We start from the raw sequence: 26328 nt of genomic DNA on the forward strand, positions 1-26328 counted from the left end.
GAGGTAAAGGCTTTCTACATTTTACCCTTTCTTGTTGAACCTGCCTTCTGCAGGTGGCCTGCCGCTGGCTTTATCGTCTGGGTGCTCTACTACCTCTACTTCTTTGTAAAATACAGCATGTTCTTTAGGCCTGATGGCCTGGCCTAACTCGCAGGCATATTGCTGCGTAAATTCGGCACCGAACAGCACAATGGCCGAAGTATAATAAATCCAGATAAGTACCACAATAATAGAACCCGCTGCACCATAAGCAGAGCCTGGATCGCTGGTGCCAATAAACCAGCCGATCAGTACCTTGCCAATTCCAAACAAAGTGGCTGTAATTAAAGCACCCACCCATACGTCTCTCCACCGGATGATGCCATCTGGCAGGAAGCGGAAAATCAGTGCAAAGAGTACTGTAATGATACCTATAGAAAGAACCAGGTCTGTAATAGTGATAAACACCACACTGATTTCAGGCAGCATTTTAGTTATATAATCGCTTAACACAGCTATAACGGCACTTACAAAGAAGGAAACCAGCATTAGTAAAGCAATGCTTAATACAATGCCAAAGGAGAAAAGGCGCACTTTAAGCATTTTTACAATGCCATTTGTTGGTTTGGGCTTTAGGTTCCATACCCGGTTTAGCGACTCCTGCAAAGTGGCAAAAAAAGTGGTGGAAGCAAATATAAGTGTGCCTAAACCAATCCAGAAGGCGAGACCACCTTCTTCGCTTTCGCTGGCGTTCTGTACGACACCTTGTATAGCTTCTGCAGCATTTTCTCCGATGGCATCAGAAATCTGTTCCGAAAGTTCTCCTGAAACAGCTTGCTCACCCAGGAAAAAACCTGCGGCCCGTATAATAATTACCAGCAAAGGAGGAATAGAGAATATGGCATTAAAGGCAAGAGCAGCAGCCAATAGCAAAGAACTGTTGTCAGTAAATCCGGAGATAGCTGATTTAAAAAGGCTGAATACTGTTTTAACTGAAAATTTTGCCATAGGCTTTTGTTCGTTTCATTCAATTTGCATAAGATTTTTTTGATACGTCTTGCTTTGCTATTTAGTTAGTTTATACAATAACCGGATGCTTTACCAACTCCTGATATGGCCCAAAAAAAGCGTTGGGTGCCAGCACTAGCTGGCACCCAACGCTTGTATAATCCGGGTTAATACAGTTATAGTTTATCTACTGTGGCTGTCATATTGCCTTTCGCTGTTACAATGGCTTTAATGCCTTCAGGTGTCAGGTAAATATTATCCGGTGTGATCTCCTTAATAGTACCGCGCAGCAACACCGACTCATGTACTCTGCCTGATTGGTTTAAGGTGGTTTGTAACATGCTTTTAGCTGCCGTTATCTGGCTTTGCACCGGGATGTTTACCTGGCTCTGAATCATGTCCTTGAACTTGTTTTTTGCCAGCCAGCTGGCAGTGCTTAATAGCTTGTCTTTTGTATCCAGGTCATAATCAACATCGCGTACTTTGATAGAGGCTGATGGGGCATCATAATAGGGTGTGCCGCGCAGGTATACCTTACCAACAATCTTCTTCGTGAAAATACCAGCTTTCGTTTTACCGTCTACATCGAGCATCAGCACCAGTTGCTCACCACTTGGTGTAATGGCGGCATCTTTAACAGTTACCTGGCTTTTATCGCCATCAAACTTATAGGTCTGGTTAGCTACCTGCTCATGCAGCATTTTGCTGGCGTGTGCATACGGAATGGTGGCCGTTAAACCAATCTGGATATCCTCCCCCATGCGGCTGTCTACAATAAGCTTTGGCAGATTCTTATTTAGCTGTACCTGTGGCTTGCCGTCTGTAGATACAGTTATGTAAGACGAAATGCCAAGTCTTGTGCTCAAAACTCCGTTTTTAGCAACAAGCGGAGCTATGCGTACTTCTTTAGGGACAATAGAAAGCCAGGCATTCAGATTATCGTCTATCTTTACTGGCTGCTGTATCAGTTGCCAGGCATCTGCCACATACTTGCGCATATCGAGGTAATTTTGCAGTTCTTTATCCAGTTGCTTAGATAAAGCAGACATCTGGCTACGTAAAGCAGGCTCCACAAATCGTGCTAAGCCTATTTTTAAAGGCCCTAGTTGCAGGGTTGGTTTGGTTTCGCCCCACTCAAAGTTGCCGCTGGTAATTGTATTGATTTTGTAGTCTTCGGTCAGGCCAATTCTGCTTTCTGTTTTAATTACCATATCAAAAGACGTGTCTTCTGTTTTATCAATAGCCGGGCAGAACTTACAAGGGTCCCATTTCCAGCGTCCTTTGGCATATATATGCAGGGGAATGCTGAAGTATATTTTATCTTGTTCGGCACGAATGCTCATGCGGCTTTTCTTAGACACTATAACGGCAACGTTATCGTCATCTAATTTATCGTCTTTGTAAAGAATGCCGTTCAGCTCCTGGTTAAGCTTTTGTTCTATAGTGGCTATAGAAACCGATACAGGCACAGAGATAGAGGAAAGCTGTGGCTGATATACCGGAGCTGTTGCTACAGCAGTTGAAGGTGAATCTGCATTAAGTTTCGAAGTGCTGGTGCAACCCTGCAGCAGCAGAGTACCAGAGCAGAAGATTGCTAAAAAGAAGGTGTTTATTTGAGTTAACTTTCTCACGTATAAGCTGATTTAAAAAATAGCGATGCAAGTTACAACGGCTTTTTCATTTCAGCTATCAATTGCAAGGTTTGTGCCGTGAAATTTAATTTTTCAGGACTACAGCAAAGCCTGTAACATTTTCCGGAGTTCCTGTTCAGTGGCGGCAATTCCGCAATCTACTAGTTTACCTTCTCTGTAAATAGCAAAGAAGGGCGTACCCGTTAATTTTACTTCTTTACTGGATACAGGATTTTCTTTGGCATTCATCCTGACAAAGGTAATGCCTTCATATTCAGGAGCTGTAGATAGTAGATTGAATTTGGGGTGCAGTTGTTTACAGATGGGGCAGTTTTCGTCTGTAAATTTTACAATTACTTTGGGCTTTTGAAAAATCAGCTGTCTTAGTTCTTTATCGTTTGATTCTAAAATAGTCATTGGTTGTTGGTTTAGCTAAAACTGTGCAGGCTCACCTGTACCAGCTTTTTTGCTTGTATAGACGAGGAAAGCCTGACATTGGTTAATGAATAGATGCGAGCAGCTTACCTGGCTAATGTCCATGTCTTCCGCTTTACTTCTGCCTTGTGCAGGGCTTGTGCCAGTTCCGAATCGTTGCTGTATTGCAGTTGCTGCAGCGTACGGTATTCTACCTGAACATCCAGCTTATTTTGCTCAAAAGGCCAGGGAGCTACCTGAATGGCTTTATCTTTTAAATGTTTTATAAAGTAAGTATTTCCGTCGGGGCCAGCCGTTATTTCAAGTGTACGTTCGTCTTCGGGCAGCTCGTTTCGGCATAGAATCAGGGAAAGGCGATCGCACCATTGCATAATGGTATACGCCTGCTCTGCTTCCTGTTTGTTTACTCCAACACTTTTCCTGCATCGCTTTTGCAGCGCCACCTGTTCATCCATAAAAGCCGCTATGTCTTTGCTCTTGCCTCGCTGGCTCTCATACAGGTAGCTCATGTGCATAGATGTCAGCAGCGTTACCCATTGGCTCTGGAACCGCACCTCCTGCATCAGGTCTTTGGCCTGTTCTATGGTAACAGGTAGCAAGGTGAAATCAGCTGGTGCGCCTGCTTTGGTTAATCCATCCTTTCCATGCCAGGTCTTCTGCCTGTTGTCGTGGTTGGCTATAGCAATAATGGTTTCTACCCAGTGGCGGGAGCGTAAGGCAGGTTTCAGGGAACAGGCCAGCTGTGCTGCCAATACGCCATGTGCCTGTTGGTAAATTACTTCCCAGCCTTCAGCTATTGCATTTACAATCATAGGAGTCGCTTAAAATTGTTTGCTAAAACTGAAGAACTGTTTTTTGAATGAAAAGTTAGGTAAGGCTGTTTAAACGGTAGAGCTGTGAGGTACAATAGTTGGTTAATGCTGCTAGCTATACTTGCCTAATTGCTTGTTAGCCTGCTACAGGTTTATGAGTTAAGTAAAGGCAGAATTGAAAATTAGCTATCTTTGTGTATCAAAGTTTTCAGTCAAAACGGCAGGTAACAAAGATTTGGCAAAAGAGTTGTATAAGAAGTATAGTGCTTTCTAGCAGGGAGCTAAGATTCCAACAGCAGCATTTGTAGTTTTATTTACACCAGATATCATGATCAAATTCATATTCACGACATTAGTTATTATTTTTTTAATTCGTTTAGTCGCACCTTTTCTGTTTCGGTGGTTATTAGGAATGTTTGTGAAGAAGAGTATGCGCAACGGCACCTTTTTCTATGGTAACATAAACAACCAGCAACAGCGCCAGCAGGAGCAAAACAGCCAGCGAGCCGGCAATGGCAATGTAAAGATTGACTATATACCTGATCAGTCTAAAAACAAAGGCTTTGATGGCGGCGAATATGTGGATTATGAAGAAGTGAAGTAGAGAAACAAAATGCGCAGATTTTTTCCATTTCCCCATTATGCATGGGTGCTCGTGTTGTTGGGGGCAATGGCAGGCTGTACAGCTCCCCGCTCTGTCATCAACTCTGGAAAGGTAACAGCACCGGGTCAGATCAGGGTAGGCTTTAATGCAGGCGGTAATATAGCTACATCACCTTTAAGCCAGTTAGACGATATTACAAAAGCTGCTGTGGATGCCCTGGCCCGGGAAGATTCTGTTTACTACAACAGCCAGATAGATGTAGCCTCTAAGGCACTTGTAGCCTATGCACTCGATCCTGTTGGGCCTACGTTCGATTTTTATGTGCGCTATGGCCTTGCACCACGCTTTGATGTAGGCTATAAATATGCTTCGGGTGCGCATGTGCTGGATGCTATGTACCAGTTTATGGGGCCAACCGGCACGTTTGATAACCCCGGTGCGGGAGATTGGTATGGCAGCGTAGGCATACAGTATGCGGGCCAGCAGTCTGGCATTATCAATAAACTTTTCCTGAATAAGTTACAGCCTGTCATAGGCTTTACAGCATCGCGCAGAGACGTAGTCATTCCGCTAATCTTCAGCAAATCTTTTGGTGTAGAAGAAGAAAAAGGGCACATTGCTTTTGGAGCTGTTTACAACCATACGTTTATTAAGTACGGCTTTGAGCCAGGCCGCCTGTTTAAGAAGTATGGAGAAGATATAGTGCGGGTAGATGCTTTTACAGAAAGAAATAACTTTCCTTCTTTCGGAATATTTGTAAATGGAAAGATCGGGTACAGGTATGTATACCTGCTGCCAGCGCTAACAATGTATTATCAGAACTATGGCAGCTATCCATTACTGGAGAACAATGTATATAGCTTCTCCGGTATGACCATTATACCTTCGCTTGGCCTACAGTTTCAGTTTGGGGCAGGAAAAAGTAAATAAATAGGAATTCGGAAATATGCAGAGGGGCCTGGTGATCGTAAATTGCCAGGCCTCTCTGTTTCTAGCGAAGAAACAAGCCTTTAGCAGGTATATGGTGCAGAAGTGAAATAAAAAAACTAATTTCAGGCTCTGTTTTTGAGGTTTTCGAAAGATACTATGGCTTCTATTGATTTTAAACGTAATGTATTGCCGCATGTAGTGGCTGTTGTCATTTTCCTGCTGCTCACGGCTATTTACTTTTCTCCGGTACTTTTTAATGGCGAAGGTCTTCCGCAGCAGGACATCATGCAGGCAAGGGGTGCCGATAAAGAAATCCAGGATTTCAGGGCAGCCACAGGAGAAGAACCTCTCTGGACAAACTCGATGTTCTCCGGTATGCCAGCCTATCTTATCAACACGCATTATTCGGGTGACTGGTCCGGGTTTATTCATAAAGTACTTACACTTGATATGCCTGCCTTAGCGGGGAATATCTTTATTACCTTACTTGGTGCCTATATCCTTATGCTGGCTTTGGGTATGAATGTATGGCTGTCGGTGGTAGGAGCTGTTGCTATAACTTTTACTTCTTATAATTTCATTATCCTGGAGGCGGGGCACAATACCAAATCCTTAACCATAGCCTATATACCGGTTGTGTTAGGCGGGCTTTTTTACACCTTGCGCCGCAACATGTGGATAGGGGCAGCCTTGTTTGCGCTGGGGCTTACGCTGAACCTGCACTTTAACCACTTGCAGATGACCTATTACATGCTGCTCATGATCCTGGTATTCATTGTAGCGGAAGTAGTTTTTGCCATCCGGGAAAACCGTTTTGCAGGCCTGTTCAAGCGTGGCTTGCTGTTGCTGGCAGGAGCCATTCTGGCTGCAGGTGTAAACTTTGGACGCCTCTATACAACAGCCGAATATTCGCAGTACTCCATTCGTGGTAAATCAGAGTTGTCAGCCCCTAACAGCGGTGCCCAGACCGGAACAGGGCTTGACCGGGAATATGCCTTTCAGTGGAGCTATGGCGTGTCTGAATCAATGACTTTACTGATTCCTCATTTTTATGGTGGTGGCAGTAAAGTGCCGTTAAGCACAAACTCCGAGACCTACGATGCTTTTGTACGCATGGGGCTGCCTGCCGGGCAGGCAGAGCAGATTGTAAAGGAAGGGTTACCGCTTTATTGGGGCGACCAGCCTTTTACCAGTGGTCCTGTTTATGTTGGGGCCATTGTGTGTTTTCTATTTATATTAGGCCTGCTTATAGTAGATAAGCGCTGGAGTATCTGGCTGGTAGCCGCTACAGTGCTGTCGCTTTTGCTGTCGTGGGGGCATAACTTCGAAGCATTTAATAACCTGATGTTCGATTACTTCCCGGGTTACAATAAGTTCAGGGCTGTTTCATCGGCTTTGGTGATTGCACAGATAACTATACCATTATTGGGCATGCTGGCGCTTTACACGCTGCTCCGCGATTACAAGCTTATTCCGAACATAGACAAAAAGCTGCTCTACGCAGCAGGCATAACAGGAGGGCTTTGCCTGCTGGTATGGTTGTTTGCTGGTACAGCCAACTTTGTGGGAGGTTCTGACCAGCAGCTCATACAGGCGCAGTACCCGATAGATGCCATTCGGGCCGACCGGGAATCCGAGATGCGTTCAGATGCTTTACGCTCCCTTATCCTGATTGTGCTGGCTGCAGGGCTGCTGTATGTATTTCTGAAAAACAAAGTGTCAGCACTTATAGCTGTGGCGGGTGTAGGCATTTTAACATTAGGCGATCTCTGGACTGTGAACAAACGTTACCTGAACAACGATGACTTCCAGAAGAACCCTATCGCAAATTATTTCCAGCCTACACAAGCCGATCAGCTGATTCTGCAGGATAAGTATCTGAGCTACCGTGTTATCAATCTTCCGAACCCGTTCCAGGATGCCCGCACGTCTTACTACCATAAATCAGTGGGCGGTTACCACGGAGCCAAACTGCGACGTTACCAGGATCTGATTGAGCATCATATTGCACAAAATAACATCGAAGTGCTGCGCATGCTTAACACCCGCTATGCCATCACCGGTAACCAGCAGCAGCCGGTACAGCGTGTGCCCGGTGCATTGGGTAATGCCTGGTTTGTGCAGGAGGTGCAGGCTGTAAATTCTCCCGATGAAGAACTGGCCGCACTCAGCGACTTTGAGGCAGCCAGAACTGCTGTTGTAGATGTTGAGAAGTTCCCAGTGCAGCAGCGCAGTTTCTCGGCCGAAAATGCAAGTATTAAACTCACAGATTATCAGCCAAACTATCTGAAATACACTTACCAGGCAGCACAGGCAGGTATGGTTGTATTTTCAGAGATATATTACCCGAAGGGCTGGCAGGCTTATATAGATGGGCAGCCGGTGGAGCATATAAGGGCTAACTATGTGCTACGTGCCATGCAGGTGCCGGCCGGGAGCCATACCATTGAGTTTCGTTTTGCTCCTTCATCTTATGAAACAGGTAATACAGTATCGTTAGTGTCTTCTATTCTGCTGATGCTGGTGGTTATAGGTGCTGTGGTATATGGCGTAAAAAGGGGAACTAAGCCTGATGCTTTGGATACATAAACCTGCGAATTTCACTGAGTTCATCCTAAACTTTATAAAAAGCCTCAGCCTGAAAACTGGGGCTTTCGTTTTACCATGATAGCAACTGCACCTTTACAACAACTACATGACCCACTTTTTGCAGCACAGGAGGTAAGTCTCTGGCTGAAGCGGGAAGATTTGCTGCACCCGCACATATCGGGTAATAAATGGCGCAAGCTAAAGTATAACCTGCAGGAGGCACAGCGCTTGCAAAAGAAAGTCTTGCTAACATTCGGAGGAGCTTATTCTAACCATATTGCAGCCACAGCAGCAGCAGGTCATGCGTTCGGACTTAAAACTGTTGGCATAATTCGGGGGGAGGAGCACCTGCCATTAAACCCAACTTTAAGCTTTGCGGTTTCCTGTGGTATGGAGCTGCACTATGTAAGCCGCGAACAGTACAGGCAAAAGCAGGAACCTATGTTTCTGGAGGCACTTTTACAGCAGTTTAACCAGCCTTACCTGCTACCCGAAGGAGGAACCAATAATTTAGCTGTACAGGGTTGTGCAGAAATAGTGCAGGACATCGAGATTGCCTATGACTATATCTGTTGTGCCAGCGGTACGGGAGGAACAATAGCCGGGATTATTGCAGGCCTGTCAGGGGAGAAGCAGGTGCTGGGTTTCCCGGCCTTAAAAGGCGGCGAGTTTCTGCAGCAGGAGGTGGAGCAGCTTGTTAGCCGCTATTGCAACAGAAGCTTTACAAACTGGCAGCTTATAACAGGTTATCATTTTGGAGGTTATGCCAAAGTAAAGCCGGAGCTGCTAGAGTTTATGCAGTACTTTCAGCAGCAACACGGCGTGCAGCTGGAGCCAATTTATACTGGTAAAATGCTGTTCGGCCTCTACGACCTTATCCGGCAAGGCTTCTTTCCGAAAGGCAGCCGTATTGTAGCACTTCATACAGGTGGCTTACAAGGCAATGCGGGTTTTAAAGAGCGGATGGGGCTGGTGCTTTAGTATTTGGCACTTGTTTTGCCCTATCTTTGTTAAGTGCATGTTTAAACCTAAAGAGCTAAAATGCCCCTTATAAGATTTTTTATCAAGTTACTTCCTCTATTGCTGATAATTGCTGCCGTGCTCTTTGTATGGCGTTTAAAGGATTCTTTGTTAGGTACAAATGAAACGAAAGAACCTGAAGTGGTTGTGAACCATAATACAATACTTACCTCGGTAGATGAGCTGGGGAAAATGGAACTGGTGCGGTATAACTTTAAGGATGTGGTAGAGTATGAGAAGGAAGTGTCGCGCTGGATTCCGAATTCCAAAATAGCACTTATTGTAACAGGTGAAGCTGTAGGTTGTATCGACTTTACTAAAATCCGGGAAGAGGATATCTTCTTTAGAGGCGATACATTGGTGCAGGTGGCAGTGCCGCAGCCGGAAATATGCTACTACAAGCTGGATCATAGCAAATCGAAAGTGTTTTCGAAAGAGAATACTTATTTTCAGGATGCTGACCTGGTGCAGGAAAGCTACCGTTATGCCGAAGAAAACGTAAAAAATGCAGCCCTGAATGCTGGCATCCTGCGCCAGACGCAGGTAAATGCCGAAAAGATACTCAAGCCGATGCTGGAAGAAATTACAGGCCGAAAAGTAGTGTTGGTGCAACAGCGGGCTATACAGAATCCTCAAATGCCGCAAAAGAGGTGATCAAGCTAATGGTACTGCTACAGCCATTCGCAGTGTGCAAAAGGCTGTTAAATAAATTACTCGTACTGCTTCAGTGCGTCTTGTACCAAATCACTTTCGTACCCTTTGCTGAGCATAAAGTAGGTTAGCTTCTGGCGGCGCTGGAAAGGATTCTTTTCTTTTTCGGAGGCACTTTTTTTCTCCAGCAGGCTATGCAGGTTCTGTTCATAGATTTCCGGGTCTATTTCTTTCATTCCTTGCTTGATGCAGTAATCAGAGATGCCTTTGGCTTTAAGCCCTTGCATAATCTTGCGTCGGCCCCACTTCTTTAAACCATATTTACCCCGGACATAAGATTGCGCATAGCGTTCTTCATCAATCATTTTTTCCTGGCTCAGGCGTATAATAAGCTCCTCCACATCGTCGGGCTCCAGGCCGTAAGAATATAGTTTGTCCCGCACCTCCTGCTGTGTACGGTCCTGGTAGGCACAGTAGGCAGCAGCTTTTACAAGAGCCTCTTTGGGAGTATAGGTTTTCTTTTTCTTCTGCTGGTCCATGTAGTTGAAAAGTGCTGAAGCAATGGTATAGAAATATAACACCTGGCAAGTGCGCCAGATTCAAAATTAGTAATAATATGCCTGCGATAGTTGCCAGCTTATAAAAAGCTACCTTTGCACCCTTACAATCAGAATAAATTATGTTTTCGAAAGGTGTAAAGTATATGTTGCTGTCAACCTTCTTTTTTGCGCTCATGAATCTGTGCGTAAAACTGGTGTCGCATATACCGGCGGTGGAGGTTATCTTTTTCAGGTCAGCTATTTCGCTGGTAATGAGCTATGCTGTGCTTCGGAGCAAAGGAGTAAAAGCACTGAGCAGCAATTACGGTTTGCTGTTTGCCAGAGGAGCATCGGGTGTAATTGCCTTGATGCTGTTCTTCACTACCTTGCAAAAAATACCGTTGGCAACAGCTGCTACACTACAGTACCTGGCTCCTATCTTCACCACCATCCTGGGTATATTTATTGTAAAGGAGCAGGTGAAGCCGTGGCAATGGCTCTTCTTTGCTGTTTCGTTTGGAGGCATACTGGTGATACAGGGAGTAGACATAAGCGCAGATCCTTTCTATATATGGTTAGGTGTATTGTCGGCCGTTTTTTCGGGCGTGGCTTATGGCTTGGTAAGAAGGCTGAATGCGCGGGAGCATCCGCTGGTAATTGTACTTTCTTTTCCGCTGGTAGGCTTTCCGGTTACGCTGGTTCTATCGTTGTTTAATTGGGTGCAGCCTCAGGGCTGGGATTGGGCAATGCTTTTACTAGTGGGCGTACTAACGCAACTGGGGCAGTATTACATGACTATGTCTTACCAGGCAGAAGAAATATCCAAAGTTGCTAATCTGAATTACCTGGGCATTATCTACGCCCTGTCTTTTGGGTTTATATTCTTTGGCGAGACTTTTACACTGTGGTCTTACCTTGGCATGGCACTGGTGCTGGTAGGGGTAGTGCTTAATGTGGCCTACAAAAACAGATTAGCAAAGCAGCAGGTAAATCAAATTCAGAAAAGAGCATCTATTTAATAAATAAATTAAATATATTTATAGAGAAGATAGGTGTGCATAACACAAAGTAGCAAAAGTTTGCGTTGCCATAGTCGCATCAGACGCAGGTAAGGGTAAATAAGTCATTTTTGCTCTGTTTTCTTTAGCAGATAACAAACCAATTATACTTGTTATCCGTCTCTAACTGCGTTTAAATCCTGATGAAAGCATGCGCCGATTGTATTTCTTGTTGTGCTGTATTTTGCTACCCTTTCTTGCTAATGCTGCTGTTGTAAGCGGGCGCATACTAGATGAGAAGGGGCAGGGTTTGCCGTTTGCCAGTATCTATATAAAAGAAACAGCCAGTGGAACCAGCGGTAATGAGCAAGGCTATTTTCAGCTGCAACTGCCTCCGGGAGCCTATACCCTGGAATTTAAGTTTGTTGGCTATAAGGCTGAAATCAAAACCATAACAGTAGGAGAGGCTAACCAGGAGCTGACCGTACAGCTTACTCCGGAGACGCTGCACCTGAAAGAAGTGATTGTGCGGGCTTCCGATGAAGATCCTGCTTATGCCATCATGCGCAATGCCATCAGGTTGCGGAAATATCACTTGCAGGAAGCCCTGGCCTGGAGCGCGCAAGTGTATATGAAATGTGTGGTTCGGATGGATAAAGTGCCAGGGAAGGTGTTAGGTATAAGAGTGGTTGACGTAGACACGGGTATTGTTTACTTATCGGAATCTGTGTCGCAGCTACACTTTAAGCAGCCCAATAAAATAAACGAACGCATGATATCCTCGCGCGTGAGTGGCGAAAAGAAAGGCTTCAGCTTTAACCAGGCCTCAGAAATGAACATCAGTTTTTATGAGAACCTGCTTAAAGTAGAGGGCTTGAGCGAAAGAGGCTTTGTTTCGCCGCTTGCAAGCAATGCACTCTTCTTTTATGCTTACGAATACCTGGGTACTTTCCAGGAAAACGGGCGCACCATCAACAAAATAAAAGTAATTCCCCGCCGCAAAAACGATCCGGTATTCTCAGGTAATATCTATATAGTAGATGGCAGCTGGCGCATACACAGCATCGACTTACGCCTGAACAAAAGTGCTGGTGTAGAGTTTGTCGATTTTATCCGGGTACAGCAGGTGTATGCCCCGGTGCAGGAAAACGTGTGGATGCTGGTTTCACAGAAGTATAATTTTGAAGCTTCCGGCATGGGCTTTAAGGGCAGAGGAAACATAACAGGAGCTTATTCAAACTATAAAGTGCAGGCTGCTTACAGTAAACCCCCTGCGCTGGAAGAGCCAGCGCCTGAAGAAACTGTTCCGGAGGTTGTGGCTGCCAAACCTGCCCGGAAAAAGCGGCCTAAGCTGGTGAAGCCTAAAGAAGCTACACCACAGGAGCAGCCGCCTATTCACGATGAAAAGCTATTTAGCAAAGAAGTGCTGGTGATAGAGCGGGAAGCTAATGCCCGCGACTCTGCTTACTGGGCTGCTATAAGGCCTGTTCCTTTAACAAGAGAGGAAATCCAGGATTATCACACAAAAGACAGCCTGGAGGTAATTGTAACTTCTCGGGAGTATAAAGACTCAGTAGACAGACTTCGTAACAAGCCATCTGTCGGGAACCTCTTTATAAGGGGCTATACTTACTCCAACAGTTATGACCGAAAAGCCTATGAAGTAGTGCCTTTGTTTAATATACGGGGTGGCGAAAGCTTGCTTCAGTACAATACAGTGGAAGGTGCCGTTATTAACCTGGCAACGCGCTATACGAAGCGGTACAAAGACCGCCGCAACTACGAAATTGCTCCTGCGATCCGCTACGGGTTTGCCAACAGCCAGCTAAATGTAAGGCTAAGGGCTAGCTATAACTATAACCCGGTAAAGCGCAGTGTTATAGCTGTAGAAGGTGGCAGGTATGTAGAGCAGCTCAATAACCTGGAGCCTATCTCTTCTTTTGCAAATACTTTTTATACGCTCTTTATGCACCAGAACTACATGAAGCTGTATCAGCGGGATTATGGGCAGGTGAGCTTCAGAAGAGAAGTCTTGAACGGCGTGTACTTGAATACCTTTGTGAATTATGCGAATCGCATTCCGCTGCAGAATGCGACCTACTTTACCTTCAGAGAGCGTGAATCAGCAGGTTTTACTTCTAATGTACCTGTAAATGCAGAATTGGCAGATGCTTCTTTTCAGGAAAACCAGGCATTAACTACATCTGTTATACTTAGCTACAGGCCCGGACAACGCTACATTACCCGTCCTGATATGAAAATTAATATTAATACAGGTTATCCTACTTTCTCGTTTGGTTACAGGGCAGGTATAAAAGGTATATTAGGCAGCGACGTAAAATACCAAACCATAGCCATGCGCATTACAGATGACCTGGATTTAGGTTTACTCGGAACCAGCAGCTATAGTGTGCAGGGAGGCACCTTCTGGGGCAAAGAAAATATAACAGTGGTAGATCTTAAGCACTTTAACGGCAACAGAACTGTATTTGCAGGTGCTTACGAAGGCTTTCAATTGCTAGATTATTACCGCTATAGTACCAGCCATGCGTACCTGGAAGGGCATTTTGAGCATCATTTTAATGGCTTTCTGTTTAATAAAATTCCTTTATTCCGCCACCTGAAGTTGCAGGAAGTGGCAGGCTTGCATTACCTGTATACAAAAGAATCGGATAATTACCTGGAGCTAAATCTGGGTGTGGAGCATATTCTTAAAGTACTGCGTATTGATTTTGTCACTGCTTTTCAGGAGAAACAGAAAGTGCACACAGGCTTTAGGATCGGGCTTGGCTTCTGAGGTAGCTTGTATAGTGTCTTTAATTGTACTTTAGAGGCAGCTTGAAGGCGTGCTACTGTAAAATTTAAGACAAAAAAGCCAGCTTAACAGCCTTAAATAAATGCTGCTATAGCTGTTTTACAACCAAAAACTTTCATGGTCGTTAAAATTAAGGAAATAACATTTTACAGACATGAAAAAGACTATAGATATACTTAAAAAAGGAATTGCACTTACTTTTGTAGCAGCCCTCACCTATGGTTGCGGACAGGAAAGAGCTCCGGAAGATTTAGTGGAAGAGGGAGCCGGAACATCCAGCGCTATTGTGGAAGATAACCCATCTGCTGCTAACCTGAACAACCCGCGCCCTGCACCAGTAGGAGATACTGCCAGAACAGGTAACCAGGCCGATCAGTTTGGTAATTTACCTTCTAACGTAGATTCATCGGCAAGAGAAATGAACAGAGTTGATCAGCAAAGGCAGCTGGAAGAGAACCCTAACCAAAAACCAACTCCCAGAACGCCGTCAAACAGGCGAGTGGATGGAACAAGTGATATTCAATAAGAGCATACCTTTCCAGAACAAGAAAGCCATACCTACATGTCTAGGTATGGCTTTCTTGTTCTGGAAAGGTATTACTTTACCACGGCCGTAGTGCCTACAGGTGGTATCACCATGCCTGCTCCGGTTTTCTTTCTGCCTTTCAGGTTAATGTTGTAAATAATAACCGATACAAAAATGAGCAGGTAAGCCATAACTTTAGTAAGAGTGGTTTCTTCGTTAAAATACAGGAAAGCCATTATAAAGTTGAGGAGCGGGTTTATGTACATAAGTATCCCAATGGTGCCCGAGGTGAGTTCTTTTAAGGCATACAGGTTCAGGAACAGTGGTAATACTGTAAATAAAGCACTCAGCATTGCAATGTTCAGAAAGAAATGCGTGTTTAATGCTGGTGTGGTTCCGCTTGTAAAGTAGCTGTAAAAGGGAGCTATAAAGGCAAACGCAAGAATCAGTTGCAGATTAAGCAGTACAATCTTATCGTATACTTTTAGTAAACGCTGCGTGATCAGGTAAAAAGCATAGCTCAGGCCAACCAACAGGCTATAAAGTAAGCTGGTTATTTCTCCGGTGCCAACCAAAATGCAGCTTAAAGCACTTAGCCCGATTGCCAGCCATTGGTTTGTTCGTAGTGGCTCTTTTAGCAGCAGGAACCCAAGTACAGCTGTTAAAATAGGGCAAAGCAGGTAAGAAAAAGAGCCTGTCTGAATGTTGATATGGTTAATGACATAGATAAAAGAAAGCCAGTTTACTGTAAGAAGCAGGCCTCCCAAAAAAGTATAAGTGAAGAACAGCCTCCGCTCTCTGGCGGCAGATTGCTTTACTTGCTGTATTGTGCTCCTGATGCTTCTCCTGCGGAATAACAGGGAGATGATCAGTAAAAAAACAATAGATAAGGCTATTCTAAAGAACAGGATCTGGCCGCTGGGAAACGCAGCCAGTGCTTTCAGTGGGAACGGTATAAATCCCCAGATAACAAATGCCGCAATACCGGCTGCATAGTATGGGTTTGCCTTTAGTGTCTTCATTTCAGGAAAATAAGGCGCAAAAGTACAGAAAGAATACATCAGGTAAATGAGACAGGGTACTTTTGTAATGAAAAATGTTTAGAGCCAGGAAGCATATAGTTAGCAGAAGTGAGAGCCGGCAATACCTGCCTGCTTTTAAATTTGCCTATCTTTGAAGCAGAATTTATAAACTATGCTTAAGTTTCAGGAGCTCATTTCTATTACACAAGGGCAGGTGTTGCAGTATGTGCAGCAAGTGCCTGTGCAGCAATTATTTACCGATAGTCGTAAGTTATCGCAATCTGCAGGCACTCTTTTTTTTGCTATAAAAGGTACATGGAACGACGGGCACAGGTATCTTGCCTCCCTCTATGAGCAGGGGGTAAGGCAATTTGTGGTAGAAAAGGCCAGCGAGGAACTAAAGCAGGAGCTGAAGGAGGCTAATATCCTGGAGGTGAAAGATAGCCTGAAAGCCTTACAGGATGTAGCTGCATGGCACAGGAAACAGTTTTCGATACCTGTTATTGGGATTACTGGCAGCAATGGTAAAACCATTGTGAAAGAGTGGCTGGCACAGCTGCTAAGTGCAGATGAGCAGGTGGTAAAAAGTCCGCGCAGTTACAATTCGCAGCTTGGAGTGCCGCTCTCGGTATGGCAATTAAACTCAAACCATACACTGGGTATTTTTGAGGCAGGCATATCACTGCCTGGCGAAATGGATAACCTGCAATCTATTATTCAGCCAACCTGGGGCATTTTTACGAATATAGGCAGTGCCCACGACGAAGGCTTTGCCTCGAGGCAGCAGAAAGTAGCAGAAAAGCTGAAGTTATTTTCGGCTACAGCACTTCTTTTTTACTGCTCTGACCATGAACTGATCCATCAGGCGGTAAAAGAAAAGCAATTAAAAACGTTTACCTGGTCGCGCAGCCGTGAAGCAGATGTTACTATTTCGGGTATGACAGCAGCTGGCCATAAGACTATCGTGGTGTATAACTATCTGGGGCAGAAACAGCGTTTAGCTATACCTTTTACAGATGAGGCTTCGGTAGAAAATGTACTGCACTGCCTGGCGGTGTTGCTTTACCGCGGTTTGCCTCTAAATGAGATACAGGACAGGCTGGACAGGCTGCACCCAGTAGCGATGCGCCTCGAAATGAAAGAAGCCATTAACGGGTGCTATCTGATAGACGACACTTATAATAACGATCTGGCTGGACTGGCTATAGCACTGGACCTGCTGGCAAGCCAGCCAAAAAGAGAAAAGCACACGCTTATACTCTCTGACCTCCTGCAATCGGGCTTGCAGGAAGAGGCGCTTTATAAGCAGGTAGCAGAGCTGGTGCAGGCCCGTGGGGTACAGCGGCTGATTGGTATCGGAACCACCATTTCCGCTCATGCCCACCAGTTCGCCTGCGATTGTACTTTTTTTCCGGGCACTACAGAGTTTCTGGAGCAGTTCAGGCCAGCACAGTTTCAGAACGAGGTAATCCTGATAAAAGGAGCCAGGGTATTTGAGTTTGAAAGAATTGTACAGGCTTTTCAGCAGAAGGTACATGGCACTGTGCTGGAAGTGAACCTGGATGCACTGGTGCATAACCTGAACTTTTACCGTTCTAAAATAGCACCAGGTACCAAGCTGATGGTAATGGTGAAAGCCTTTGCTTACGGAAGCGGGAGTTTTGAAGTAGCTAACCTGCTTCAGTTCCACAATGTGGATTACTTGGCTGTAGCGTATGCCGATGAGGGGGTAATGCTGCGGGAGCATGGCATTACAGTCCCGATTATGGTTATGAACCCTTCTTCCGATAGTTTTGCAAAACTGAGGCAGTATAACCTGGAGCCCGAAATATATTCGCTGGAGCAATTAGAGGCCTTTGGTATGTCTTTACCTAAATCAGGGATTTTTAAGATTCACCTGAAACTGGACACCGGTATGCATCGCCTTGGCTTTACTGCCGGTGATTTTAAACAGCTTTTCTCTTTGCTGTCTCAGTACCAGCAGGTGCAGGTTATCAGCACCTTCAGCCATTTGGCCGGAGCCGACGAAGCACTGCACAACGATTTTTCTGAAACACAGATTGCTACCTTCAGAAAACTGGCAGCAGAGGTAGAGGAGAACATCGGCTACAAAGTAATCAAGCATATCCTCAATTCAGCTGGTATCGTAAGGTTTCCACAGCATCAGTTAGATATGGTGCGCCTGGGTATTGGTTTGTACGGTGTAGAAGCTACAGGATCGGAGCAGGAGGCGCTACGGCCCGTGAGCACACTTAAAACCACTATTTCCCAGATAAAAGAAATAAAGCAAGGCGAAACGGTTGGCTATAGCCGAAAGGGTGTCGCAGATGTGGATAAAAAAATAGCCACTATTGCTATTGGCTATGCCGATGGCTACGACCGTCGGTTCAGCAATGGTGTAGGGCAGGTGCTTGTTAATGGGAGTTATGCACCTGTTATCGGTAATGTATGCATGGATATGTGTATGGTAGATATTACAGGCATAGAGGCAAAAGCAGGGAGCGAAGTAACGGTATTCGGCCCACAATTAACTTTAGTAGAACTGGCAAAAAAGATAGGCACTATTCCCTATGAACTTCTTACCAACGTGAGTTCCAGGGTAAAGCGGGTGTTCTATGCGGAGTAGTTAATGTGTTGATGATTTAATGTGCTAATGTGTTAATAGGTAATCTATTAATGTTTTAATAAAGTTTTTCCCTTCACAAATGAGTAACTCAAAATAAATTCTGGAGCTAATTCTAAAACCTCTAATTCGCGCTGCTCAATTAGCATTAGTACACGAACATATCTTCTGATTTAGGTAGCACATTACCTGGTTAGCACATTATTCAATTAACACATCAGCACATTAACCTAATTCTTTTGCTTTAGAAGTGAACAGCTTGTAAATTGCGTTTGTTTATAAACAGTCTAAATAAAAGCAGCTACAAGTGCAAAACAGGAAAGAAGAGAAGCAGGTGCAGAAAAGTCTACGCGATTTAAAAGTAGGCGAGTACGGAGTGATAAGTTCTTTGAATGATCCTGAAATGGCGCTAAAACTGCTGGAAATGGGTTGTATTCCTGGTACAGAGGTGAAAATGAACAGTAAAGCACCTCTTGGTGACCCGATTACTATTATAATAAACGACTATACCCTTTCCCTGCGTTTAGACGAAGCCGAAACCATATTGCTGAAGAAGTAAATAATACATGTCTGTAACTGCCCAGCCTGAAATAGTAGAAGAAAAAAGAGCAACAGCCAGTCGTGCGGTAGCTAAAATAGCGTTGATAGGTAATCCAAATTCAGGTAAAACCTCCCTTTTTAACCAACTTACGGGCCTTAACCAAAAGGTGGGGAATTTTCCTGGTGTTACAGTCGACAAAAAAACTGGTATTAGCCAGATCACGCAAAACCAGAAAGCTCAGATAATCGACTTGCCTGGTACCTATAGCTTATATCCAAAGTCTTTAGATGAGCGTGTAATTATAGATCTTTTATACGATCCAAAATCAAATTATTATCCTGACCTGGTTATAGTTACAGCTGATGCCTCAAACCTGAAGCGAAACCTGCTGCTGTTTACCCAGTTAGCAGATTTACAGATACCAGCTGTGCTTGCGCTGAACATGATGGATGTGGCTGAAGAGGCCGGTATAAAGATTGATATTGAGTCGCTGCAAAAGGAGTTGGGGGTGCCTATCATTCCTATGAATGCGCGAAAAGGTGCTGGAGTGGCAGCTTTAAAAATTGTAATATCCCAGCAGCTGGCTAACACTACTTCTAAATTCTTCGCAATTCCAGCAGAAGTGAAGCCATTGGTTAAAAATATCAGAGCTTACTTTGAATTGCAGAATGATTATCTGGCGTTGCATTATGCGCATCAGTATAAGAGCCTGAAGTTTCTGTCCGAAAAAGATAAGGCGTGGCTCGAAGATCAGTTAGCAGCAGAAGGATTTCATTCTACTACACAGCAGGCTAATGAAACGATTGCCCGCTATGCCCGCATCAACGATGTGTTGCTGGATGTGGTAAAAGTGGAGAAGGTAAGTAAGGATGAGAGGTTAAGTAACCGCATCGACCAGGTACTTACCCATAAAGTATTTGGGTTCATGATATTCTTTATGGTGCTGTTTCTGATGTTTCAGGCCATTTTTGCCTGGGCCAGTTACCCCATGGACCTGATAGATGTTGGGGTTGCCAGTTTAAATGAACTGATACAAGAAAATTTTAACGGGCCGTTAATAAACCTGCTAACAGAGGGTGTTATTGCCGGTTTGGGAGGAGTGCTTATTTTCGTTCCTCAGATTGCTATATTATTTGCTTTTATTGCCATACTGGAGGAGACGGGTTATATGGCCCGTGTTACCTTTATGATGGATAAGATTATGCGCAAGTTTGGCCTGAATGGTAAAAGTGTAGTGCCGCTTATATCCGGTGTGGCTTGTGCTGTACCGGCGGTTATGTCGGCTCGTACCATCGAGAACTGGAAAGACCGCATGATCACGATTTTTGTGACACCACTGATGAGTTGCTCGGCACGCATTCCTGTATATACTGTACTTATTGCGCTGGTAGTGCCCGAAACGTACTACTTTGGTTTTCTGAACCTGCAGGGGTTGGTGTTGATGGGACTCTATCTGACGGGTTTTCTGGCAGCCGTACTTTCTGCCTGGGTGCTGAAGAAGATTCTGAAAGCCCGTGAACGTAGCTACTTTATCATGGAGTTCCCGGTATACAAAATGCCTCGCTGGAAGAATGTTGGTTTAACCATTGTGGAAAAGTCGAAGACCTTTGTTTTTGAAGCCGGAAAGGTAATTGTAGCTGTTTCTATTGTGTTATGGGTGCTTGCTTCTTACGGGCCTGGGAATAGTTTTGAAGCAGTAGAAGAGCAGGTACTGCAGCAAGTTGACGGCAAGGGGCTTTCTGAAGAACAGGTGCAAAACCAAATAGCCTCTGCTCAATTAGAGTCTTCTTACGCCGGTATTATTGGTCGTACAATAGAACCTGTTATCAGGCCATTGGGCTACGACTGGAAAATTGGTATAGCCCTACTTACATCTTTTGCCGCACGCGAGGTGTTTGTGGGTACTATGTCCACCATTTATAGCATTGGTGAAGAAGAGAATGTAAGTACCATTAAAAACAAGCTGATGGCCGAGAAAGACGATCAGGGGCAACCATTCTTTACTCCAGCCCGCGCCTTCTCATTGCTTGTATTCTATATGTTTGCGATGCAATGCATCAGCACACTGGCCATTGTGCGCCGCGAAACCAAAAGCTGGACTTGGCCCCTGGCCCAGTTACTTTACATGAGCGGGTTAGCGTATGTGGCGGCATTCATTACATTTCAGGTTTTTAGGTAGTTGCTCTACCGTTACTTCAATTGATGAACAAGATTATCTATCCTTAATACCATTTGTTCTATCATAATAATTAATTACATCCTGATAAAGATACTATCTCAACAGTTGATGCCAGAAATAGATTAGATACACTTTAAAGTGTATCTAATCTATTTCTGCATTCTTTTCGTATATAATTTATATTATTTCCTGATAATTTTGAATTTAGGGTCTGCTGTTGCCTTTTAAATATCATCCTATATTGATTTGTAGAAGAAGTTAATGAGTCTTATAGGTGTAAATTTTTTGTTTGTTAAGTTAAATTTAAGTAAAATTGAAGATTACTACTTTACTTATTCTTGAATGAAGCTTATTACCTGCAGATTTAAGTTGAAAATTAATAGTGCTTCGTGTTCAGGTTTGTATTAAGTGTTATTACTTATAATATTTCTGTAGCTGATTTACTTCAACAATTTAATGGGAAATTGTTTAATAAAAATGAGCCTTACTTGTACTATAACATATCCTGTAAATTAATAATTAGCCATTGCGAATTTTATTATATATTGTTTAAACTTTGATTTTTTTGCTTAAATTTCGGATTATTGATTTTACATAGGTGGGCATAAATTCCATATTGTATAAATTTATATTCTCTTAATTACTTTTACAACTATAACTTAACCTAACAACAAATGAAAAGACTAGTACTTCTAAGTTTCTTTCTGCTGTCTGCTCTTCTTCAAGAAGCTATGGCACAGAGTAGGACGATTACAGGTAGGGTAACTGATGCTACTACCAATGAAGGTCTTCCGGGCGTGACCGTTTTAGTAAAAGGTACACAAGTAGGTACTGCTACTAATGCCACAGGTAATTATTCAATTAACGTACCAGAAGGAAACAATACACTTCAATTCAGCTTTATCGGTTATACTACTGTTGAACGTAATATTGGTACTGCTTCAACAGTTGATGTGAGTCTTGGAGTAGATGCACAACAGCTATCCGAAGTTGTTATAACCGGTGCGTACGGTACTACCAGAACATCAAGAACAACAACCACTAACTCTCAGGTAGTAACAGATGAAAAGCTAAATGTGATTCGCCAACCAGATGTTAATAATGCCCTTGCTGGAAAAGTGGCAGGCTTACAAGTGAGAAGCCAATCCGCTGCAGCACTTGGCAGAGAAACAGAAGTTAGGCTTCGTGGAGCAGCTGGTTTTGGATCAGGCCAGGGTGCTATTTATGTAGTAGATGGTACAATTCTTCCAAATATAGAAGATATTAACCAAGATGATATTGCAGATGTCTCTGTATTATCAGGTACAGCAGCAGCTGTGCAGTTCGGATCTCAGGGGGCTAATGGTGCCATTGTAATCACTACTAAAAAAGGTAGAAAGACTGATGGACTAGGAGTTACACTCAATCTAGGCGCTTTGGTTGAAAATGTTTATATATTACCAAATTACCAGAACTCATATGCTGGAGGTGGTGCTGGAGACTTAATAAAATATAACTGGAAAGAAGGTGATCCAGTTGAGTGGCAGGCTCTTGATGGCAAGTACTACCACGACTATAGTGATGATGCTAGCTGGGGACCTCGTATGTTAGGCCAAGAATATATTCCTTGGTACGCATGGTATGGCGGGCATAGCCGGTCTTATCAAACAGCGACTCTTGACCCTCAACCAAATAATGCGAGAGATTATTTCAATACTGGTGTTACCTTAAATAACTCTATTACATTTAACAAAGAAACAGATGCGCTTCGATTGAGGTTTACTTATGGTAACCAAAATACGCAAGGCCTTATTCCGAATTCTAGCTTAAATAAGAATACAATCCTCCTAAATACTACTTACGAAATTAATCGTCACTTTGAGCTATCCGCTAATGTTAATTATATTAACCGTACTTTAAACGGAGAAATTTCGGATGATTATTCTAATCAATCTACAGGTTCTTTTAATCAATGGTTTCACCGGAATTTGGACATGGGAATTATGGAAGAACTTAGAGGCTTAAGAACTCCTGAAGGTATATATGCTTCATGGAACCATGCTAATCCAAACACTTACAATCCTAGTAGCCCAAATAATTTTTATGCTGCAAACTACTGGTATAATTTCTATACCTACTATGATCTGATCAGCATGGAGAATCAACGAGATCGGTTGTATGGTAATTTAACATTTACTTACAAAATAAATAACGATTTAAGATTATCTGCAACTTATAGAAAACAGCAAAATACAACTTTCTATGAAGATAGGTACAGCTCACGTTTAAATGAAAGTGGCTTGCAGACAACTGGTAATAACGCATTTGCCCGAGGTTATTATGGAACTGGAAATACTTTCTCTAATAGAAGAAATATTGAAATAGCAGCCGCATATTCTAAGAAAATCAATGACTTTAGTATAGAAGCTAACTTGGTAACTGACTTTTTCAGAGCAAGAAGCAACAGTAATAGCGCCAGTACAAATCAAGGCTTGAATGTTCCTGATCTGTTCACTATAGCTAATTCTGTAAATGAGGCAAGCATTGGTAATGGTAGGTCGCAAGAAGCCTATAATGCTATTTTTGGTAGAGCAACACTTGGTTTTAAAAATATTTTGTTTGCGGATGTTACCTTGCGTAATGACTGGTACTCTACTTTGCCTGCTGATAACAATTCAGTTTTATCTAAATCTTTTGGTGGATCGTTTGTATTTAGTGATCTGGTTCCTGAGTCAAATACTTGGCTGAGTTATGGTAAGTTAAGAGGTTCTTGGGGAGAAGCACCTAAAGCTTTAGGGAGTAGTAATACTGGCTTTGGTGCTTATATTTATCCAGGTATGGCTTATGGTGTAGGCCAATTTAAGTGGGGTAATAACTTCTTAATGTCAACACCTGATCAGATAGTAAACCCACAAATCACTGGTTCTACTATTAGAGAAACAGAATTTGGGTTAGATTTAGCGGTGTTCAACAATAGATTTGGATTATCTGCCACTTATTTTGAGCAGGCACAGGTAGGTTTCCCTTATTCTTTGCAAGTAAATGGAGCTAGTGGTTTTACTTCAATCTATACAAACATTGGCGAAATCCGCAAAAAAGGTATGGAGTTCCAAATTAACGCTCGTCCAGTAGATCTGCCTAACTTTTCATGGAGCATCACTGGTACTTGGTCTCCATTGATTGAAAATGAAATCGTAGAGATGAGTCCTGAATATGATGTAACTAGAATTTCTGTTGCAGGTGTATGGGGATCTACGATGCCATATATGGTGCATCAGGAAGGCATGAGATGGGGACAAATATATGGTAACGGTATAAAGAGAATTAATGGTCAACCTGTATTAGATGAGAACGGATTGTACGTAAATGATCCGAATGTATTCTTTGGTAGTGTGTTGCCTAATCACACAGGAGGTATACAGAACTCATTTAACTTCTTAAAAGACTTTACTCTTAATGTAAACATCGACTATCAAGTTGGTGGCAAATTCGTCTCTTTATCAAATATGTTTGGATCTTATAGTGGATTAACTGCACGTACTGCAACTATAAATGATAAGGGCAATCCAATAAGAGATGCAGTTGCCGATGGGGGTGGCGTACATGTATCTGGCGTGAATGCTGATGGTGAGCCTGTAGATTACTATGTAGAAGCACAAGATTATTTCCATGGGCTTAACACAAATAAGACATTTGATGAGTTTGTTTATGACTTAACTTTTGTGAAGCTTCGTGAACTGTCTCTTGGCTACAATATCCCAGTTAAAAGATTTGGTTTAAGTAATGTTATTCAAAATGCGAACTTCTCGTTAGTTGCCCGAAATCCTCTGTTAATCTATGCTAAGACTCCAGATTTTGATCCATCTGAGATTGATGCCCTCCAAGGTGAAACAGGACAGCTACCAGGCACACGTGGCTTAGGTTTTAATCTGAGAGTTACATTTTAATTAAAGTGGGTAATAGTAAAGAAATAGGAATGAATAAAATGAAAAGATTATATAAATATGCATTTGCTGGCTTCCTACTAGTAGGAGTATCGGGGTGTGAGCTTTTTAGTGACTTTGGTGATACAAACGTTAATCCCGCTGCTACGACGGAACCAATCTTAAGTGCTTTATTGACTAACGTAGGTGCCCAAATGGGAAGCTACGCTTTTCAAACAAGGCCAGGTTTGTACTCACAGTATTTTTCTCAGACACAATATACTGATGAGTCGCTTTATTCGCTGCCACAGTTATCTTTTACTGGTAATTATTCTGGTCCATTACAAGATCTGCAAACAATCATTAATGCTAACCAAAGCAATAATATGACGCAGGTGGCCAGAATATTGCAGCAGTATATTTACTGGACAATTACAGACAGGTGGGGAGATATACCATATAGTGAAGCTTTAACAGGTGTTAACACAGCTCCGGCTTATGATACTCAAGAAGATGTTTATAGAGGTATGTTGAGTACGCTAGCTGATGCAGTGAATTCATTTGACAATGCTTCATTAATTTCAGGTGATGTAATATATGCTGGAGATGTGGCATCTTGGAAGAGAGCTGCAAATTCTTTGCGTATGCTGATGGCACTTCAGCTTTCAGAAAGATTCCCTGATGCAAATGGATATGCGGCTACTGAATTTAAAGCAGCTCTTAATCATTCAGCTGGTTATATTAGTACTAACGCTGAAAATTTTGATGTGGCTTATCCAGGTGGTAATTTCCCAAGCGACTACTGGTCTTTGTATAATGGCCGTAGAGACTATGCCGAAAGCGCAACTATGACAAGTTTAATGGGATCTTTAAGTGATCTACGTCAAAATGCTTTTGGTGGAGCTAACGATCTGGCAAATCAGGCAAATTCGAATGCAAGTTCAAATGTTGGTGTTCCATATGGCTTAGCTCGGGCAAATGCAGAGGCATTTACAGGCGCTAACACAAATTGGGCTCGAATTTTAAGAGGTGATTTAAGAACACAAAGTAGCACAGTATATATTATAACTGCTGCTCATGTTGCTTTAGCAAGAGCAGAAGCAGCAAATCTTGGGTGGACCACTGAAAATGTTACTGACGTTTATAATGCCGGAATTAGATTCTCATTTGAGCAATGGGGTATTACTATGCCTAATAATTATTTAACACAAGCAGGAGTTCAGCTTGGGACTGATAACGCAAGGAAAATAGCTATACAACGTTATATAGCCTTCTACCCAGATGGTTTACAAGGTTGGAATATCTGGCGCAAAACTGGATATCCAGAGTTAACTCCTGCTCCAGCTGCCACAAATGCTGGCGGACAAATTCCGCGTAGATATGTATATGCACAGAGTGAGTATGCTACCAACGAAGCAGCTGTTAATGCTGCTGCTGCAAGGCTTACTGGTGGAGACACTCAGGATGCAAGAGTATGGTGGGATGTGCAGTAATAAATTTCGTAATTTAAAAATTAACTTTTTA

At 43.2% G+C, this 26328-nt stretch carries 19 protein-coding genes; 13 read left to right on the forward strand and 6 right to left on the reverse strand.

Annotated elements, in window-relative coordinates; translation table 11 throughout:
• Positions 1-21: 21 nt before the first annotated feature.
• From C1N53_RS18880 to C1N53_RS18895, 4 genes are all read right to left on the reverse strand, one after another.
• On the reverse strand, positions 22-987 hold the full coding sequence (locus C1N53_RS18880; protein WP_137760797.1) for a YihY/virulence factor BrkB family protein: 966 nt from the start codon (positions 985-987) through the stop codon (positions 22-24).
• Positions 988-1163: 176 nt separating this feature from the next.
• Positions 1164-2618 carry a DUF4403 family protein gene (locus C1N53_RS18885; protein ID WP_240773277.1) on the reverse strand — a complete coding sequence of 485 codons (1455 nt, stop codon included), beginning with the start codon at positions 2616-2618 and terminating at the stop codon, positions 1164-1166.
• Positions 2619-2717: 99 nt separating this feature from the next.
• Complete coding sequence (locus C1N53_RS18890) at positions 2718-3035, reverse strand: thioredoxin family protein (protein ID WP_137760798.1); 318 nt, start codon at positions 3033-3035, stop codon at positions 2718-2720.
• Positions 3036-3139: 104 nt separating this feature from the next.
• Entirely contained in the window at positions 3140-3865 is a 726-nt protein-coding gene (locus C1N53_RS18895) for a DUF3891 family protein (protein WP_137760799.1), read from the reverse strand.
• A gap of 328 nt (positions 3866-4193) precedes the next feature.
• Here C1N53_RS18895 and C1N53_RS18900 point away from each other — a divergent pair, with 328 nt between their 5' ends.
• The 5 genes from C1N53_RS18900 to C1N53_RS18920 all read left to right on the forward strand — a co-directional run bounded on the left by C1N53_RS18900 (position 4194) and on the right by C1N53_RS18920 (position 9662).
• Positions 4194-4469, forward strand: coding sequence for a DUF4834 family protein (locus C1N53_RS18900; RefSeq protein ID WP_137760800.1), 276 nt, complete (start codon positions 4194-4196; stop codon positions 4467-4469).
• A gap of 9 nt (positions 4470-4478) precedes the next feature.
• The gene (locus tag C1N53_RS18905; protein ID WP_137760801.1) at positions 4479-5399 is read left to right on the forward strand and encodes a hypothetical protein; all 921 of its coding nucleotides are present in this window, start codon (positions 4479-4481) and stop codon (positions 5397-5399) included.
• A 156-nt stretch (positions 5400-5555) separates the two neighbouring features.
• On the forward strand, positions 5556-7988 hold the full coding sequence (locus tag C1N53_RS18910; RefSeq protein ID WP_137760802.1) for a YfhO family protein: 2433 nt from the start codon (positions 5556-5558) through the stop codon (positions 7986-7988).
• Positions 7989-8063: 75 nt separating this feature from the next.
• On the forward strand, positions 8064-8969 hold the full coding sequence (locus C1N53_RS18915) for a 1-aminocyclopropane-1-carboxylate deaminase/D-cysteine desulfhydrase (protein WP_137760803.1): 906 nt from the start codon (positions 8064-8066) through the stop codon (positions 8967-8969).
• Between the two features lie 60 nt (positions 8970-9029).
• Positions 9030-9662: a DUF4230 domain-containing protein gene (locus tag C1N53_RS18920; RefSeq protein WP_137760804.1), complete on the forward strand. Its 633-nt coding sequence runs from the start codon at positions 9030-9032 to the stop codon at positions 9660-9662.
• Positions 9663-9718: 56 nt separating this feature from the next.
• Here C1N53_RS18920 and C1N53_RS18925 read toward each other — a convergent pair whose 3' ends face one another.
• Positions 9719-10198, reverse strand: a complete 480-nt coding sequence (locus C1N53_RS18925; protein WP_137760805.1) for a regulatory protein RecX — start codon at positions 10196-10198, stop codon at positions 9719-9721.
• Positions 10199-10338: 140 nt separating this feature from the next.
• Here C1N53_RS18925 and C1N53_RS18930 point away from each other — a divergent pair, with 140 nt between their 5' ends.
• From C1N53_RS18930 to C1N53_RS18940, 3 genes are all read left to right on the forward strand, one after another.
• Complete coding sequence (locus C1N53_RS18930) at positions 10339-11217, forward strand: DMT family transporter (RefSeq protein WP_240773278.1); 879 nt, start codon at positions 10339-10341, stop codon at positions 11215-11217.
• Positions 11218-11407: 190 nt separating this feature from the next.
• Positions 11408-13993 carry a DUF5686 and carboxypeptidase regulatory-like domain-containing protein gene (locus tag C1N53_RS18935; protein WP_137760806.1) on the forward strand — a complete coding sequence of 862 codons (2586 nt, stop codon included), beginning with the start codon at positions 11408-11410 and terminating at the stop codon, positions 13991-13993.
• A 172-nt stretch (positions 13994-14165) separates the two neighbouring features.
• The gene (locus tag C1N53_RS18940) at positions 14166-14537 is read left to right on the forward strand and encodes a hypothetical protein (protein WP_137760807.1); all 372 of its coding nucleotides are present in this window, start codon (positions 14166-14168) and stop codon (positions 14535-14537) included.
• 71 nt (positions 14538-14608) lie between these two features.
• On the opposite strand, the gene C1N53_RS18945 is transcribed toward C1N53_RS18940, so the two are convergent.
• Positions 14609-15559: an EamA family transporter gene (locus C1N53_RS18945; protein WP_137760808.1), complete on the reverse strand. Its 951-nt coding sequence runs from the start codon at positions 15557-15559 to the stop codon at positions 14609-14611.
• A 172-nt stretch (positions 15560-15731) separates the two neighbouring features.
• Here C1N53_RS18945 and C1N53_RS18950 point away from each other — a divergent pair, with 172 nt between their 5' ends.
• The 5 genes from C1N53_RS18950 (at position 15732) to C1N53_RS18970 (ending at position 26297) form a co-directional block, all read left to right on the forward strand.
• Positions 15732-18185 (forward strand): bifunctional UDP-N-acetylmuramoyl-tripeptide:D-alanyl-D-alanine ligase/alanine racemase, encoded by a 2454-nt coding sequence (locus C1N53_RS18950; RefSeq protein WP_137760809.1) that lies wholly within the window; start codon positions 15732-15734, stop codon positions 18183-18185.
• 304 nt (positions 18186-18489) lie between these two features.
• Positions 18490-18741 (forward strand): FeoA family protein, encoded by a 252-nt coding sequence (locus tag C1N53_RS18955; protein WP_137760810.1) that lies wholly within the window; start codon positions 18490-18492, stop codon positions 18739-18741.
• 7 nt (positions 18742-18748) lie between these two features.
• Positions 18749-20902: a ferrous iron transport protein B gene (gene feoB / locus C1N53_RS18960; RefSeq protein WP_137760811.1), complete on the forward strand. Its 2154-nt coding sequence runs from the start codon at positions 18749-18751 to the stop codon at positions 20900-20902.
• 674 nt (positions 20903-21576) lie between these two features.
• A complete protein-coding gene (locus C1N53_RS18965) occupies positions 21577-24828 on the forward strand; it encodes a SusC/RagA family TonB-linked outer membrane protein (RefSeq protein ID WP_137760812.1) in 3252 nt (1083 codons plus the stop codon).
• A 29-nt stretch (positions 24829-24857) separates the two neighbouring features.
• Entirely contained in the window at positions 24858-26297 is a 1440-nt protein-coding gene (locus C1N53_RS18970) for a SusD/RagB family nutrient-binding outer membrane lipoprotein (protein WP_137760813.1), read from the forward strand.
• Positions 26298-26328: the final 31 nt, after the last annotated feature.

The organism is Pontibacter sp. SGAir0037, from assembly GCF_005491705.1.
In the GTDB taxonomy this organism is placed as follows: Bacteria; Bacteroidota; Bacteroidia; order Cytophagales; family Hymenobacteraceae; genus Pontibacter.